Below are 15,650 nucleotides of genomic sequence, written 5' to 3'. Positions count from 1 at the left end.
GGGCGATTTGCCCTTTTCCTTGCCGGGGGTCCGGCGCTAGGGTCGGCCCATGATGACCGAACCGATCCTGCAATCCCGACTGCCCCACGCCGCCTGGATGGACCCGCGCACCGCACGCCTGCCGGGCATACTGCCGGTGGAAGGCGACGACTGGCTGCGCGTTGACGATGCCTATGCGGGGCAGATGGCCGAACGCGACCGGCTGCTGACGGACCGGCGCGACGCGGTCCATGCGCTGATGGATCAGGCGCGGCCTGCGGCCCTGGAGCTGCTGGAGATGATCCTTGACTGGTGCCGGCGGCAGCCGGGGTTCGTCGTGGCGCAGGATCATGTGATCCGGCCCGATGGCGTCACCGTCCCGCTTGACCGGGATGATCCGCTGGCGACCGCCGGGCGTCTGGTGCAGGAGGACCTTTGCATCCTGCAGCACGAGGGCGAGGAACATGTCCTGACCGGGGCGGTGCTGTGCTTTCCGGCAAGCTGGATGCTGTCGGAAAAGGTGGGGCGCCCGCTGGTCGCGATCCATATTCCGGTGGAGCATTATTCCGGGGATGTGGCGCGGCGCGTGCAGCGCCTTTTCGATGCGATCCGGTCGGAACAGCCGCTGTGGCGGATGAATGCCCTGACCTATGCCGATCCGACGCTGCATCAGCCGCGCGGCGAGACCGACCGGCGCCCCCGGCCGAAGGCGGAAGAGCGGCGGTTCATGCGCAGCGAACGCCAGTGCCTGATCCGTCTGCCGCAAACGCGGGCGGTGGTGTTCACGATCCACACTTATGTGGTGCGGCTCGAGGCACTGACCGAGGAAGAACGGGCAGGTCTGGTCGCGGCGGGGCTGTGATCCGCCGCGGGGTCATGGATCAGATCAGGCGCGACAGGCCGGCTTCCAGCAGGCCTGTCTGGCCCGCGACGCTGAGCGCGCCGACAAGTCCCATCGCGCGGGCCGTCAGCCGCGTGTCGACCTTGCCGCGAAGGGCCGAATGGACGACCAGCGCACCGCCCACGGGAAAGGCCGCGACCGCAAGCGCGCCGTTCATCAGATGCGTGGCCAGCCGGATCGCAAGCGAGGGTTCGGCCTTCGCGTCGCCTTCATCGGCATAGATCGCCGACCGCGCCCGCGACATCCGGGCACTGATGTCCTGTTCGTCGGATGTCGCCATCCTCGTGGCCTGGATGACGCCTGCGTTCCGCTGCATCAGGTCGCAGGGCAGGCTGGGCGAGGCGGTGCGGCCATCGGCCAGATCCTCGATCACCTCGGCGTCGATCACGCCGCGCAGGTGGTACCAGGTGATCGCGATGCCGCTGATCCGCTGCCGGAGCCGTTCCACCAGCAGGCGCGCCAGCGCGGTATGGCGGCGCGACAGCGGGGTGGAGCGTGTGGCATCGGGGGCGGGACCGACCGACAGGAACAGGCGCTGCAATTCGAAACGGTCGTCGGGTTCGATCGCGGCCAGCAGGATACGGGTGCCGTTCACGTCGATGAAGGCGAGGTCCTCGCATTCCCAGACAACGGCGTCGCTGGTCCTGCGGCAACGGACGGTTGCGCGTTCCATTTCGCGGACAAGATGCGCAAGGTTGACCTGAACCCCACCGGGGAAGGCGATTTCGGCAACAGCGGCCTTGAGATAGTCTTGCATGGCGTTCCTCCTTCTGGAGTTATCCCGAGGTTGCGTGGCGACTGCGGCCAGAAATTGGCAACCTTGGGTTGTTTCCGTGAACCGTCAGATCGGGAGCGTTCCCAAGGTGCCGGTCAGACCCTGATGGACGGCGGCCAGGCCCACGGCCGTGACGGCGGTCAGGCGGCTGGAAAGGCGCAGGTCTTCGCCGCGGCGGGCGGAATGGACAAGAAGGGCCAGACCGACCGGCAGGGCCACCACGCAAAGCGCGGCATTCATCGCGCGGGCGGCGAGCCGATTGCGGCGGTTGCGCCGTTCCTCGGCGGGGTCGACCTCGGGATAGAGGGCCGAACGCATGTCCTGAACGCGGTCCAGTTCCATCAGCGCCGGGTCATAGCGATGCGCGGGGCGGTCGGCGTCGCGTGTCACGGCGGCAAGGCGGTGCTGCACGCGGGCGCGGCGGATGGCCAGGATGTCGCGGCGCGCGGCGCGGGCGGCGGTCTGGCGGCGGGTGCGGGCCGGGCGGTTGCGCGGCGTTTCTTCCGGGGCTTCGACCGGCAGGGCGACGATGGCGGTGCTGCCCTCGGTGCCGTTGGCCAGCACGATCTTGCGTGCAACCGGGGCACGCCGCGGAGCAAGCCGGATCACCTCGGCTTCGGGCTGCATTTCCGGCAGTGCGAGATGAAGGCGGGGTTCCTGAAACGTCCGGAAGTGAACGTCGATCGGCTGGACACTGGCACCAAGAAACTCGTTACGGATGATGGGTTCGACCTTGCACATGTCGCATCCTCCGCATGGGGTAACTATGAGACTCAGGATACACTTTACAATCGGGCCGAAAGTGGCCACACACGCGCAGGTTGTGTGGTAAATCTGTGGTTCTTTTGTGGCGAATGCCGAAAAGCGCCTTTCCCTGTCGGGAAAGACGCTCAGGAGGGAAATGTTCCATCCGGAAAGCTGAATATGACGTGCAGGGAATGCCGGTGCCCTGTGGCATTCAGAAGGAGGATTTGCGGCAGTACGCAGATCGTTTCAGGGCGATTCCGCCACAATGAGAAAGGGCCGCGACAATCGCGGCCCCTTCGTCTGTTCTGTTCCCGGGATCAGCAGGAATAATACATCTGGTATTCGACCGGATGCGGCGTGTGTTCGTAGGCGTAGACCTCTTCCCACTTCAGCGCGATGTAGCCTTCGAGTTGGTCCTTGGTGAACACGTCCCCCGCGAGCAGGAACTCGTGATCCTTCTCCAGCTCTTCCAGCGCCTCGCGGAGCGAGCCGCAGACGGTCGGGATTTCGGCCAGTTCCTCGGGCGGCAGATCGTACAGGTCCTTGTCCGAAGCGGGGCCCGGATCGATCTTGTTCTTGATGCCGTCAAGGCCGGCCATCAAGAGGGCAGCGAAGGCCAGATAGGGGTTCGCGGCCGGATCGGGGAAACGGGCCTCGACGCGCTTGGCCTTGGGCGACTCGGTCCACGGGATACGGACGCAACCCGAACGGTTGCGGGCGGAATAGGCGCGCAGAACCGGGGCCTCGAAGCCGGGGATCAGGCGCTTGTAGCTGTTGGTCGACGGGTTCGTCAGCGCGTTCAGCGCCTTGGCATGCTTCAGGATGCCGCCGATGAAATACAGCGCCTCCTGGCTGAGGTCGGCGTATTTGTCGCCGGCGAACAGCGGCTTGCCATCCTTCCAGATCGACATGTTCACATGCATGCCCGAACCGTTGTCACCCTTCATGGGCTTGGGCATGAAGGTCACCGTCTTGCCATAGGCGGCTGCGACGTTGTGGATCACGTACTTGTACTTCTGGATGTTGTCGGCCTGTTCGCACAGCCCGCCGAAGATCATGCCCAGTTCGTGCTGGCAGGTCGCCACTTCGTGGTGGTGCTTGTCCACCTTCATGCCCATCCGCTTCATGGTCGAAAGCATCTCGCCACGAATGTCCTGCGCCTCGTCGATCGGGTTCACGGGGAAGTAGCCGCCCTTGTGGCCCGCGCGATGGGCAAGGTTGCCGCCTTCCATTTCCGCATCGGTGTTCCATGCGGCGGCTTCGGCGTCGATCTGATAGGCGACCTTGGCCGGGGTGACCGAATAGCGCACGTCATCGAACAGGAAGAATTCCGCCTCGGGGCCGAAATAGGCCGCGTCGCCGATGCCGGAAGCCTTCAGATAGGCCTCGGCCTTGAGCGCGGTGCCGCGCGGGTCACGGCTGTAGGGCTCGCCGGTGTCGGGCTCAACGACGTTGCAGTGCACGCACATCGTCTTTTCCGCATAGAACGGGTCGATATAGACCGAGCCCGCATCGGGGATCAGCTTCATGTCGGACTGGTCGATCGACTTCCAGCCGGCGATGGACGAACCGTCGAACATGAAGCCTTCCTCGAAGAAGTCCTCATCCACGAGGTCGGCCACCAGCGTCACATGCTGAAGCTTGCCCTTGGGGTCGGTGAAACGGATGTCGACGTATTCGACTTCCTCGTCCTTCATCAGTTTCAGAGCATCCTTGATCTTGCTCATCGGGGTATCCCTTTCCTTGTCGATTGCGGGGCCTGTGCGGGCGTCTGCCCGCCCGGCGGGTTTCGTCAGATCGCGTCGTCGCCGGTTTCGCCGGTGCGGATGCGGATCGCCTGTTCGACGGGCGAGACAAAGATCTTGCCGTCGCCGATCTTTTCGGTCCGGGCGGCCGAGATGATCGCCTCGATGGCGGCATCGACCATGTCATCGGTCAGCACGACTTCGATCTTCACCTTGGGCAGGAAGTCGACGACATATTCGGCGCCGCGATAAAGCTCGGTATGGCCCTTCTGGCGGCCAAAGCCCTTGACCTCGGTCACCGACAGGCCCTGGATGCCTGCCTCTTGCAGGGCTTCCTTCACCTCGTCCAGCTTGAAGGGCTTGATGATCGCCTCGATCTTCTTCATGGGCCGACTCCCCCCGGAATTGCGCTTGGCCCCGTCTGACCACTTCCACCGGACGGGGACAATTGGCTAGGCTAGGGATGCGGCGCGATGGCGCGGCTTTTCCGGGCAAATGCACAAAATTTATGCAGTCAGGTCGAAAAGCGGGCGAAATGCGAAAAGAAGGGGCGCGAGAATGGCGGAACTGCTGACAGCGGCCGAGATGCGGGCGATCGAACAGGCCGCGATCAAGGCCGGTGACGTGACCGGGCTGGAGCTTATGGAGCGCGCGGGCCGGGCTGTGGTGGAGGCGATCCTCGCGGAATGGCCAGAGCTGGTGGCGACCCCGCGCAGGGTGGTCGTCCTTTGCGGGCCGGGCAACAACGGCGGCGACGGGTTCGTGGTGGCGCGGCTTTTGAAGATGCTGGGCCATGACGTCGCTGTGCTGTTCTTTGCCACGCCCGAGCGGTTGCCGGACGACGCCCGGATCAATCACGACCGCTGGTGTGACGCGGGCGGAAAGGTCATCCCTATCGATCCTGAAACAGCGATGGATTGGGATATCGAAGCGGAAGTGATCGGGGCGAGCCTTTGCGTTGATGCCCTGTTCGGGGCCGGCCTGACACGACCGATTTCACATATCTGGGCGGTCGGACCGTCCGAAGCGATTTTCCACGGAGTGCACCTGGTTGCAGTGGATGGATTAAGCGGGCTCGACCTCGATACAGGCCGGTTTCTGTGTGACTGGACACCGGACGATCCGATCCGCGCAGATCTGACGGTGACGTTCCAGCGCCCGAAGCGGGGCCACTACCTTGACGAAGGGCCGTTTCGCAGCGGCAAGCTGGTCGTGAAGGATATCGGGATCGAATCCTATGCACTGCGGTTTTCCCAGGGCACCCTTGAAAGCATGATGCATCCCCAGCGTCAGCGCCTGTGCTGGCTTCTGGGCGACAGAAGGTGGGTGTCGGACTTCCGCGAAGGTTATGGGGTCGATGTTGCGGCCCTGACCAAGGGCGACGGCCACAAATATGCCCATGGTCACGCCCTGATCCTGTCGGGCCCCGCCGGTCGTGGCGGCGCGGCGCGGCTTGCCGCGCGGGGGGCCTTGCGGATCGGGGCGGGGCTGGTGACGATCGGCTGCCCGTCCGGGGCGATGGCGGAAAACGCGGCGCGGCTCGATGCGGTGATGCTGCGTGAGGTGGCGTATGGCGCGGCATTGGCGACAGTGCTGGAGGATGGCCGGATCAACGCGCTCTGCCTTGGCCCCGGCATGGGCGCGGGCGCGCGCGAGGCGGGGCTGGTGGCTGCGGCCCTTGACGCGTCCCGCCCACCCCGCCGCGGGTTTTCCTCGCCCCCGCCCCCTTCCCGCGAAGGGGAGGGGAAGCGCGCGCCCGGCAAAGGCCGCCCGAGGGCCATCGTGCTGGACGCGGACGCGCTGACCATCCTCGCGCGGGAACCCGCCCTGTTCTCGGCGCTGCACGGGGCCGCTGTCCTGACGCCACATGCCGGGGAATTCGGGCGGCTCTTTCCCGACATCGCGGCACGGCTGGCGGAACCGGTCCCCGGGGACCGGGTTTCTTCAAAGGTGGATGCGACACGGGCGGCCGCCGCGCGAAGTGGCTGCGTGGTTCTGTTCAAGGGCCCCGACACGGTGATTGCCGCACCTGACGGGCGCTGCGCCATCAATGCGGCGGTCCATGACCGCGCCGCCCCCTGGCTGGCCACCGCCGGATCGGGCGATGTTCTGGCGGGATTCATCACCGGGCTGGTCGCGCGGGGCTTATCGCCTTTTGACGCCGCATGCGCCGCCGCCTGGCTGCATGTGGAATGCGCCCGCAGCTTCGGTCCGGGGCTGATCGCCGAGGACCTGCCCGAGGAACTGCCCAAGGTCTTCCGCGGGCTGGGGATGAGATAGGGGGCGCTGCCCCCTCGGGCCATCCGGCCCTTACCCCCGGGATATTTTCACCAGAATGAAGGGGCGCCGAAACTTTAAATCAAGTTTTCATTTTCTGTCTGCAAATATCCTCGGGGGGTGAGGCCGCAGGCCGAGGGGGGCAGGCGGCCCCCCTGCGACGGTTGCCGGAATGACAAGGGCCGGGGACGGGCCCCGGCGCCTTGTGCTCGTGTCCTTGGACAGGGACGGAACGGATCAGGCCTCGACGGCGACCGGGGCAATGGCGATTTCGAGCCCGCCTGCATAGATCACCACGGGCGCATCGAATTCAAGCGTGTAGAGGCGCGCGCCGGCGAGTGTCTCGTGGCGGATGTATTCGCCGTCAACAAGGCGAGCCGCTTCCATCACGGCCTGATCGCAGCCCTTCAGCGCCTTGGCGCGCCAGTCGCGGATCAGGATCATCGTGTCGGGGGTGATCAGCATGTCTTCTTCAGGCTGTTCCACGCCGATGGCCGAGGCCGAAACGCGGATCATCCGGGCCACCGCTTCGGTCCGGGCATGGACCGCCTTCAGCGTCCGGGCCCCGTCGCGGGTGATCACGCGGTCGCCCGGCGTCAGGTGTTCCACCGGAAGCGCGCCGGCAAGGGTCAGGACGGTGACGCCTGCGGTCAGGGCGGGTACGGGACGGGTCGTGGCCGGGGCTTTCCCCGCGACCACCATATCGGCGATGTGCGACATGGGTGTTACCTGTGTTTTGGTCTGCTGCTCTTTTTGCGCCACAATATGTCAGGAATGCGTTTCCGACGAGGTCTTTTTGGGCGTTGGCCGTCCGACTGTGGCGGAAATGGGGCAACTTTTTCCTCTCGCATCCGCGCGTGGCCTTTGCTAGAAGGGCGCCGACTGAGAAGGCAGGCGCGGGGCCGCCCGGAAAGGGGCGGGGCCCGCATCTGTTTTGCTCAAGCGGGTGTGGCGAAATTGGCAGACGCACCAGATTTAGGTTCTGGCGCCGCGAGGCGTGGGGGTTCAAGTCCCTCCACCCGCACCAGATGAGATGAGAAGGACGAGAGAATGCAGGTCACCGAGACCCTGAAGGACGGTCTGAAGCGCGGCTACACCATCACGGTGTCGGCGGCCGAGCTGGACGCGAAGGTGCAGGAAAAGCTGGTCGAGGCGCAGCCCGATATCGAGATGAAGGGCTTTCGCAAGGGCAAGGTCCCGATGGCGATGCTGAAAAAGCAGTTCGGCCCCCGCCTGCTGGGCGAGGCGATGCAGGACGCGATCGACGGCGCGATGAAGCAGCATTTCGACGCCTCGGGCGATCGTCCGGCGCTGCAGCCCGAGGTCAAGATGGTGGGGGGCGAGACCTGGGCCGAGGGCCAGGATGTCGTCGTCGAGATGACCTATGAAGCCCTGCCCGAGATCCCGGATTTCGATGCCGCCCAGATCACGCTGGAGCGTCTGGTCGTGAAGGCCGAAGATGCCGCCGTGGACGAGGCGCTGAAGAACCTCGCCTCCACCGCGCAGGCCTTCGAGGATCGCAAGAAGGGGTCGAAATCCAAGGAGGGCGATCAGGTGGTGATCGACTTCAAGGGATCGGTCGACGGTGAACTGTTCGAGGGCGGCTCGGCCGAGGATTATCCGCTGGTTCTGGGGTCGGGTTCGTTCATCCCCGGCTTCGAGGATCAGCTTGTCGGCGCCAAGGCGGGCGACGAGGTCGCGGTCAAGGTGACCTTCCCGGAAAGCTACGGGGCCAAGCATCTGGCCGGCAAGGACGCGGTGTTTGCCTGCACCGTCAAGGCGGTCAAGGCGCCGAAGGATGCCGAGATCGACGACGAACTGGCCAAGCGCTATGGCGCGTCGGACCTTGCTGCACTGAAGGGGCAGATCGCCGAGCGTCTGGAAGCCGAATACAAGGGCGCCTCGCGCGCGGTGATGAAGCGGGCGCTGCTGGACCAGCTGGATGCGTTGGTCAAGTTCGACCTGCCGCCGTCCCTGGTGGAAGCCGAGGCCGCGCAGATCGCCCATCAGCTGTGGCATGAGGAAAACCCCGAGGTTCACGACCACAACCACGGGTCGATCGAACCCACGGACGAACACAAGACGCTGGCCGAACGCCGCGTGCGTCTGGGCCTTGTGCTGGCCGAGGTGGGCCGCAAGGCCGAAGTGACCGTGACCGATGCCGAGATGACGCAGGCCGTGCTGGCCGCTGCCCGCCAGTACCCGGGGCAGGAGCGCGCCTTCTTCGAATTCGTGCAGAAGAACGCCCAGATGCAGCAGCAGCTGCGCGCCCCGATCTTCGAGGACAAGGTCGTGGATCATATCGTCGCCCAGGCCAAGGTCAGCGACAAGGAAGTGTCGAAGGACGACCTGCAGAAGGCCGTCGAGAAGCTCGACGAGATCTGAGACCGGGAATATCCGGAATGAGGGGGCCGCGCCGAAGGGTGCGGCCCCTTTCGTTTGGGGCTTGATCGGTGGGCGAGGGGGCACTACTGTCAAAGTGTGGCGATGGCCACGTTTCCCTGAAATCGAAAAAACTGCCCTGACCTGCATCTGCGGGCGTTTCGCCCGTGGCGGATGGCGGCGGCAGTGGAAAGGACGGACATGGACGATCGGATCGCGCAGGCCGAGGCTTTCGCGCGCAAGGCCCATGCGGGCCAGACCCGCAAGGGCGAAGGGGCCGAGCCCTATGACATCCACATTGAGGAGGTCGCGGCCCTTGTGGCGCGGTTCGGCGGGGCGGATGAGGTGATCATGGCGGCCTGGCTGCATGACACCATCGAGGATTGTGCCGTGGATGAGGCCGAAATCCGCGACCGGTTCGGCGCTGCGGTGGCGGCGATGGTGGTCGAGCTGACCGATGACAAGGGGCTGCCCAAGGCCGAGCGCAAGCGGCTTCAGGTGGTCAATGCGCCGGGCAAGTCGGCGGGGGCGGCGCTGGTCAAGCTGTGTGACAAGATGTCGAACGTGCGGGCTGTGGGGGCGACGCCGCCGGTCCACTGGCCGGTGACGCGGCGGATCGCCTATCTGGACTGGGCCGAGACGGTGGTCGCGGCGCTGCCCGGCGGCCATGAGGCGGCGCGGGCGGAATTCGCGGCTTGTCTTGCGGCATCGCGCGCGGCGGTTCTTGCGGCGGCAGGTCCGGCACCAGGTCTGGCGGCGGGGCAGGGCGAGGGGAACGGGCCGGTCAGCCCTTCCTGACCCGTTCCCGCCAGGCGACGTAAAGCCCCGCGCCGACGATGATGAAGATCCCCGTCCAGCCCTGGGCATCGGGCCAGTTGGCAAAGAACAGCCAGCCCCAGAGAACCCCCCAGATCATCGCTGAATATTCGAAGGGGGCGATGACATTCGATTCAGCGATCCGGTAGGCCTGTGTCAGCAGGACAAGCCCCGCCGCCGCGATCACGCCGCAGGCGGCCATCAGGCCCGCATCCGTCCAGCTGGGTGAGACCCAGCCACGCGTCAGGAAGGCCAGCGACGGATGGCTTGCGCCGTCGAAGGCCCCGCCGCCGAACACCGCCGCCATCGCAAGCGCAAGCGCGAGGAACACGGCATTGCCCCAGAAAGCCATGGCCGCGGCGCTTTCGGTCCGCCCGAGGCTGCGCGCCTGGATCATCGCCAACGCATAGCCAAGGCCCGACAGGATGGGCAGCAGCGCCGCCCATTCGAACAGTTCCGCCCCCGGCCGGACCATGATGATGACGCCGGTAAAGCCCGCCGTGACCGCCGCCCACCGGCGGGGGCCGACGTGTTCCTTCAGGATCAAAACGGAAAGCACGGTGATGAAGAGCGGCGCCGAGAAGTAGAGCGCCACCGTCGTCGCCAGCGGCAGCGCGGGAAGGGCGATGTAATAGGCGGTGTAGGCCACGAACATGGTCAGGCCCCTGCCGATCATGCGAAGCGTGCCGGGGGTCCAAAGGCTGCGCAGGCCGCCCTCGACCCAGGCCATGGCGGCGATGATCGGCATCGCCGTCAGACCGCGCAGGATCATCGCCTCGTACAGCGGGTAGTTGCCGGAAAGGGATTTCAGGATCAGGTCCTGCACCGAGAACAAGAAAAGCCCGCCCAGAAGCAGCAGGATGCCGCGCCCGCTTTCCAGCGGGGAAGAGACCATCAGAGGGGATAGGGTGGCCATCTGCGCGCGTCCTGACCGTCAATGGCCCACAGATGGCACGGGGCGTGGCGTTTGGCGCGACTGTTCCCGACAGGGCGTGTCGCTGCCGTGGGGCGCGGTCGGGGGCGTTTTCCGACAGGGTCGCGGGGCAGCCTGGGGCGTGGCGACGTGCCGGTCCTGCCGTCATCGTGACGGTGCAACGGAAAGGGGCGCGAGGTTTCCCCCGCGCCCCCGATGTCTCAGGCCGCTGTGGCCCGGATCATTCTTCTTCCGAGGCCGCGCCGCCGATATCGTCGAACAGTTCGGCGATCTCGAATTCGGCTGCGGCTTCGGCTTCGGCAGCCAGTTCCTGGATCGACTTGCCCGAAGCCTGCAGTTCGGCCTCTTCGGTCGAACGGGCGACGTTCAGGTTGATCTTGACCGTCACTTCCGGGTGCAGCACGACCGAAACGGCGTGCAGGCCGAGGTCCTTGATCGGCTTGTCCAGAACGATCTGGGCGCGCGCCACGGTGAAGCCCGCCGCGGTCGCCGCGTCGGCGGCGTCACGGGTGGTCACCGACCCGTAAAGGGCGCCGGCGTCCGAGGCCGAACGGATGATCACGAAGGTCTGACCGTCCAGCTTTTCGGCCACCACTTCGGCCTCTTTGCGGGTTTCGAGGTTTTGCGCTTCCAGCTGGGCCTTCTTGGCCTCGAACGACTTGATGTTCGCGTCGGAGGCGCGAAGAGCCTTGCCCTGGGGCAGCAGGAAGTTGCGGGCGTAACCGTCCTTGACGTTCACGACTTCGCCCATCTGGCCGAGCTTGGCCACGCGCTGAAGGAGGATGACTTGCATTGCAGGATCTCCTTACTTCACGGCGTAGGGCAGCAGGGCGAGGAAGCGGGCGCGCTTGATGGCGCGGGCCAGTTCACGCTGCTTCTTGGCCGAGACGGCGGTGATGCGCGACGGCACGATCTTGCCGCGTTCGCTGATGTAGCGCTGCAGCAGACGGACGTCCTTGTAGTCGATGGCCGGAGCGTTGTCGCCCGAGAAGGGGCAGACTTTCCGGCGGCGGAAGAAGGGCTTGTTTGCCATGTGTGTGTTCCTTTGCCTTTACCGGATCAACGACGACGGTCGCCGCCGCGGTCACCACCACGGTCGCCGCGATCGCCACGGTCACGGCGGTCGCCGTCCGGGCGGTCGCCACGGTCGCCACGCTCGTCACGCTTCTGCATCTGGACCGACGGACCTTCGGAATGGGTGTCGACCTTCACGGTCAGCACGCGCATCACGTCGTCATGCAGGCGCATCAGGCGTTCCATTTCCTGCACGGCAGCGGCGGGCGCGTCCGAACGCAGGAAGGCATAGTGGCCCTTGCGGTTCTTGTTGATCTTGTAGGCCATCGTCTTGACGCCCCAGTATTCGTGTTCAACGACCTTGCCGCCGTTGTCCGCGAGAACCGTGGAGAAGTGTTCGATCAGCCCTTCGGCTTGCGCGTTGGACAGGTCCTGACGCGAAATGAAGACATGCTCGTAAAGCGGCATGTGCAGTCCTTCGTTTTCATGCGCATTTCATAGGGCGGGCCAACGATCCTTTCCGCGGCCCGTCCACGAGAGTCTGCGCGGTTCCGATTGAAGTGCGGAAAGGATGCGCGTCCTTACAGGGAAGGCCCCGCGCGCGCAAGCGCTTTTCGCCCCCGCGATCCATGGCGGTGCGGGGGCGGTGCAGGGGCGGGCGGGGGCGGCATTGCTGCCGGCCCGGTCGTCCGGTCCGGCTGGCGGGGTTGTGATGTTCGCGGGCGCACAGGGTCTGTTTGACGCTGTGGAATTGTGCGCAGCCGCGCGGGACGCCACTTTCCCGGCGGCATCCAACCCATGCAGGAGAGACCCATGCACCGCCTTTTCGCCTCTGCCGCCCTTGCGGCGCTGATCGCCTCGCCCGCGCTCGCGGCCCCCGAGAAATACGTTCTTGACGCCAGCCACAGCCAGGTCGTGTTCAGCTACAACCACCTTGGCTATTCGACCACCTGGGGCATGTTCTCGGGCTTTGACGGCGAGATCATGTTCGACGCCGAGAAACCGGCCGGGTCGTCGGTCACGGTTTCCTTCCCCGTCCGCACGATGCTGACCGGTTGGGAAGCGCGCTTTGAACATTTCATGTCGCCCGATTTCTTCGGCGCGGCGGAAGACGAGATGGTGACCTTCACCTCGACCGCGATCGAGGTCACGGGCGAGAACACCGCCAAGATCACCGGCGACCTGACGCTGAACGAGGTGACGAAGCCCGTCGTTCTGGACGCGGTGATGAACCAGGCGGGCGAACACCCGATGGAAAAGAAGCCCTGGGCGGGGTTCAGCGCCACCACCACGGTGCTGCGGTCGGATTTCAACCTGGGCCAGTTCGCGCCCTTCGTGTCGGATGAAGTGCAGATCCAGATCTCGATCGAGGCGATGAAGGCCGAGTGAGAAGGCCGAGTGATCGGACGATCGTCTGACGAAAAAAGGGCCGTCGGGAAACCGGCGGCCCTTTTGTCTTGCCCGCCTTTGTGACCCGCGCGCCATGCCGGGCCTTGGCGGGGCAGACGGGCGGGCGACTGTGGGGGCGACCGGGGCGACGACCGGGGGGGCGACCGGGGGGGGCGACTGGCCCGCATGCAAAAGGGGGCCAGCCGCCCCCTTCGATGGCTTCCCTTGCCTGCCGCGGCCCTGCTCGTTCGTCTGGGGGGCTGGAACGTCTGTCGCCGGGCTGTCTCCTGTCTCTGGTTCCCGTCTCTGCCCCCCGGCGCCTGTGGCCCCGGCCTCCGGGCTTTGTCCCTGGCCGGGCGCGGCTTTGACCGATCAGCGGCGCGTGGCTGTCAGGTCGACCGAGACGATGACGGAAAAGCCGACCGTTTCTTCATCGGTATAGCTTGCGCCCATCCCGAAATCGCGCCGGTCAAGCGTGGCCTGCCCCGTCATGCGGGCCAGGTCGCCCTCAATGGTCAGCGTGAAGGGCAGGACGACCGGAACCGCGACGCCACGCAGGGTGAGTGTTCCTGCGGCCTCGTATCCATCGCCTGTTCCATCGCCTGTGCGCAGGATGTCGGCCTCGAACCGGGCGATGGGGTGGGCTGCCACATCGAAGAAGTCGCCTCCCTTCGCCTGATCGGTGACAGAGCCGAGCGTGAGGCGTGTGGTGTCGATGCTGACGGCGACGCGATTTCCGGTGTCCCGGTCGGGGTCGAAGGTGATGTCGGCCGTCCATTCGGGCAGGGTGCCCGTTACCTCGGCCCCCATCTGGCGAACGCCGAAGGACAGGGCACCCTCGACCACCTGCCAGTTGCCGGCCGCGGTTGCCGTTTCGGTCGCGGCGGGGGAAGCCTCCAGCGCTCGGCCGATGGCGTCGGCCCCCTGGGGCAGGGAAAGCGCCGCCGCGGTCAGCGCGGCAAAGGTGACCGCGGCGATGACGGGCGCCCCGCGACCGTGACGCGGGCCGTCGGCCCCGGCCTCGCGGCCCGTCAGCATCCGCGCCAGGGTCGCGTCGCGGTCGACCATCGCATGTTTCAACGCGCCCGCCACATGCAGAAGGATCGACGCCGCCAGAACCTTGGTGAAGAGCCAGTGCACCGCCCCGGCGGCCTCGGCCACGGCAGGGCTTTCCGGAACAAAGGGAAGGTCGTCGCCGAAGGGCCAGAGGATCGGGGCGAAGCCTGTGGTCGCGGCGTGATGCACCCAGCCCGACAGCGGCACGACCACCAGCGACAGGTAGAGCGACCAGTGGACAACCTCGGCCAGCCAGGATTCTGCCCTACGGTCGGGGTGCAGGGGGGCCGGGCGCGGCTGGACCACGGCCCAGGCGATCCGCGCCAGAGCCACGAGGAAGGCCGCGACCCCGATCGTCTTGTGCAGGGAAAAGACACGGGCCTTGGCGGCCAGCGCCTCGGACGTGTCATAGGGCAGGCTGTTGGCATAAAGGCCCAAGGGGATCGCGGAAAGGATCAGAATGGCGGTCAGCCAGTGCAGGCTGCGCGCGACAAGGCCATAGCGTTGGCGGCTGTTCGAAAGGGACATGCGACATCCTCCGGTTCAGGACTGAGATAGGCCGACGCAGGCCGGAGCGACAGGCCGCGGTTCGCACAGCGCCTGTGCGAAAGATCGCAGGCAAGATTGCGTGCGCCGCGCCGGCGGGGTAATCGGAGGGTGGTGACAGATGGAGGGGACATGAGCCGCGCATTCGTATTTCCCGGTCAGGGGGCACAGACCATAGGCATGGGCCGGGCCCTCGCAGAGGCCTTCCCGGCTGCCCGGGCGGTGTTCGACGAGGTCGACGAGGCGCTGGGCGAGAAGCTTTCGGCGCTGATCTGGGATGGTACGATCGAGGATCTGACGCTGACGCGAAACGCGCAGCCCGCCCTGATGGCGACCTCGATCGCCGCGGTCCGGGCGCTTGAGGCCGAAGGGATCGGCGTGGAAAGCGCCTCTTTCGTCGCGGGGCACAGCCTGGGGGAGTATTCCGCGCTGTGTGCCGTCGGATCCCTGAGCCTGACCGATACGGCGCGCCTGCTGCGCACGCGCGGCCAGGCGATGCAAGAGGCGGTGCCTGTGGGCGTGGGGGCGATGGCCGCGCTTCTGGGGCTGGATTTCGAGACGGCGACCGAGGTCGCGCAGGAGGCGGCACAGGGCGAGGTTTGTCAGGCCGCCAATGACAACGACCCGGCGCAGGTCGTTGTTTCCGGCCACAAGGCGGCGGTGGAGCGCGCGGTCGAGATCGCGAAGGCACGGGGCGCCAAGCGGGCGCTGATGCTGCCGGTCAGCGCGCCGTTCCACTGTTCGCTGATGGAACATGCGGCCGCCGTGATGTCGGAGGCGCTGGCGGGCGTCGTCATCCATGCGCCGAAGGTTCCGGTCGTGGTGAACGTGCGCGCCGAGGCCGTGACCGAGCCCGACCGGCTGCGCGCGCTGCTGATCGCTCAGGTCACGGGTTCCGTGCGCTGGCGCGAATCCGTCATGTGGATGGAGGGCGCGGGCGTCACCGACTTCTGGGAGATCGGCGCGGGCAAGGCGTTGTCTGGCATGATCAAGCGGATCGCGAAGGAGGCCACGACGCGCGCCATCGGCACCCCCGAGGACGTCGCGGCGGCGAAGGGCTGAGGGGGGCGAAGATTCTTCGTACGAAGA

16 protein-coding genes and 1 tRNA gene are annotated in these 15,650 nt (G+C 66.2%); 7 read left to right on the top strand and 10 right to left on the bottom strand.

The genetic code is table 11. The annotated features are described in order from the left end of the window. Positions 1-52: 52 nt before the first annotated feature. Positions 53-841: a heme-dependent oxidative N-demethylase family protein gene (locus tag E7811_RS01125; protein WP_136394165.1), complete on the top strand. Its 789-nt coding sequence runs from the start codon at positions 53-55 to the stop codon at positions 839-841. 19 nt (positions 842-860) lie between these two features. Here the strand turns inward: E7811_RS01125 and E7811_RS01120 are convergent, their stop codons facing one another. The 4 genes from E7811_RS01120 to E7811_RS01105 form a co-directional block, all read right to left on the bottom strand. Further along, positions 861-1,637, bottom strand: a complete 777-nt coding sequence (locus tag E7811_RS01120; RefSeq protein ID WP_136392767.1) for a hypothetical protein — start codon at positions 1,635-1,637, stop codon at positions 861-863. An 84-nt stretch (positions 1,638-1,721) separates the two neighbouring features. Then, positions 1,722-2,396 carry a hypothetical protein gene (locus tag E7811_RS01115; protein ID WP_136392766.1) on the bottom strand — a complete coding sequence of 225 codons (675 nt, stop codon included), beginning with the start codon at positions 2,394-2,396 and terminating at the stop codon, positions 1,722-1,724. A 323-nt stretch (positions 2,397-2,719) separates the two neighbouring features. Beyond that, complete coding sequence (gene glnA / locus E7811_RS01110) at positions 2,720-4,129, bottom strand: type I glutamate--ammonia ligase (protein ID WP_136392765.1); 1,410 nt, start codon at positions 4,127-4,129, stop codon at positions 2,720-2,722. Between the two features lie 65 nt (positions 4,130-4,194). Beyond that, positions 4,195-4,533: a P-II family nitrogen regulator gene (locus E7811_RS01105; RefSeq protein WP_136392764.1), complete on the bottom strand. Its 339-nt coding sequence runs from the start codon at positions 4,531-4,533 to the stop codon at positions 4,195-4,197. A gap of 172 nt (positions 4,534-4,705) precedes the next feature. On the opposite strand from E7811_RS01105, the gene E7811_RS01100 reads away from it, so the two are divergent. Beyond that, complete coding sequence (locus E7811_RS01100; RefSeq protein ID WP_136392763.1) at positions 4,706-6,427, top strand: NAD(P)H-hydrate epimerase; 1,722 nt, start codon at positions 4,706-4,708, stop codon at positions 6,425-6,427. A gap of 234 nt (positions 6,428-6,661) precedes the next feature. On the opposite strand, the gene E7811_RS01095 is transcribed toward E7811_RS01100, so the two are convergent. After that, entirely contained in the window at positions 6,662-7,144 is a 483-nt protein-coding gene (locus E7811_RS01095) for a Hint domain-containing protein (protein ID WP_136392762.1), read from the bottom strand. A 222-nt stretch (positions 7,145-7,366) separates the two neighbouring features. On the opposite strand from E7811_RS01095, the gene E7811_RS01090 reads away from it, so the two are divergent. From E7811_RS01090 to E7811_RS01080, 3 genes are all read left to right on the top strand, one after another. Next, a tRNA-Leu gene (locus E7811_RS01090) sits at positions 7,367-7,451 on the top strand. A gap of 23 nt (positions 7,452-7,474) precedes the next feature. Further along, positions 7,475-8,809 (top strand): trigger factor, encoded by a 1,335-nt coding sequence (gene tig / locus E7811_RS01085; protein WP_136392761.1) that lies wholly within the window; start codon positions 7,475-7,477, stop codon positions 8,807-8,809. 198 nt (positions 8,810-9,007) lie between these two features. After that, positions 9,008-9,604, top strand: a complete 597-nt coding sequence (locus E7811_RS01080; RefSeq protein WP_168732894.1) for an HD domain-containing protein — start codon at positions 9,008-9,010, stop codon at positions 9,602-9,604. Here E7811_RS01080 and E7811_RS01075 read toward each other — a convergent pair. The 4 genes from E7811_RS01075 to rpsF form a co-directional block, all read right to left on the bottom strand. Further along, positions 9,591-10,538: a DMT family transporter gene (locus E7811_RS01075; protein WP_136392759.1), complete on the bottom strand. Its 948-nt coding sequence runs from the start codon at positions 10,536-10,538 to the stop codon at positions 9,591-9,593. The genes E7811_RS01080 and E7811_RS01075 overlap by 14 nt on opposite strands. A gap of 238 nt (positions 10,539-10,776) precedes the next feature. Then, positions 10,777-11,349, bottom strand: a complete 573-nt coding sequence (rplI, locus tag E7811_RS01070; protein ID WP_136392758.1) for a 50S ribosomal protein L9 — start codon at positions 11,347-11,349, stop codon at positions 10,777-10,779. A gap of 12 nt (positions 11,350-11,361) precedes the next feature. Then, the gene (gene rpsR / locus E7811_RS01065) at positions 11,362-11,589 is read right to left on the bottom strand and encodes a 30S ribosomal protein S18 (RefSeq protein WP_136392757.1); all 228 of its coding nucleotides are present in this window, start codon (positions 11,587-11,589) and stop codon (positions 11,362-11,364) included. Between the two features lie 26 nt (positions 11,590-11,615). Then, positions 11,616-12,038: a 30S ribosomal protein S6 gene (gene rpsF / locus E7811_RS01060; RefSeq protein WP_136392756.1), complete on the bottom strand. Its 423-nt coding sequence runs from the start codon at positions 12,036-12,038 to the stop codon at positions 11,616-11,618. A 345-nt stretch (positions 12,039-12,383) separates the two neighbouring features. Between rpsF and E7811_RS01055 the strand changes: the two genes are divergently transcribed. Next, positions 12,384-12,959, top strand: a complete 576-nt coding sequence (locus tag E7811_RS01055; protein WP_136392755.1) for a YceI family protein — start codon at positions 12,384-12,386, stop codon at positions 12,957-12,959. A 372-nt stretch (positions 12,960-13,331) separates the two neighbouring features. Here the strand turns inward: E7811_RS01055 and E7811_RS01050 are convergent, their stop codons facing one another. After that, positions 13,332-14,543: a cytochrome b/b6 domain-containing protein gene (locus tag E7811_RS01050; protein WP_136392754.1), complete on the bottom strand. Its 1,212-nt coding sequence runs from the start codon at positions 14,541-14,543 to the stop codon at positions 13,332-13,334. 150 nt (positions 14,544-14,693) lie between these two features. Here E7811_RS01050 and fabD point away from each other — a divergent pair, with 150 nt between their 5' ends. After that, a complete protein-coding gene (fabD, locus tag E7811_RS01045) occupies positions 14,694-15,623 on the top strand; it encodes an ACP S-malonyltransferase (RefSeq protein ID WP_136392753.1) in 930 nt (309 codons plus the stop codon). The last annotated feature ends 27 nt before the right edge of the window (positions 15,624-15,650 follow it).

It is taken from the genome of Aliigemmobacter aestuarii (assembly GCF_004799285.1).
Classification (GTDB): Bacteria; Pseudomonadota; Alphaproteobacteria; order Rhodobacterales; family Rhodobacteraceae; genus Aliigemmobacter; species Aliigemmobacter aestuarii.
This window is presented reverse-complemented; position numbering and strand designations above follow the sequence as displayed.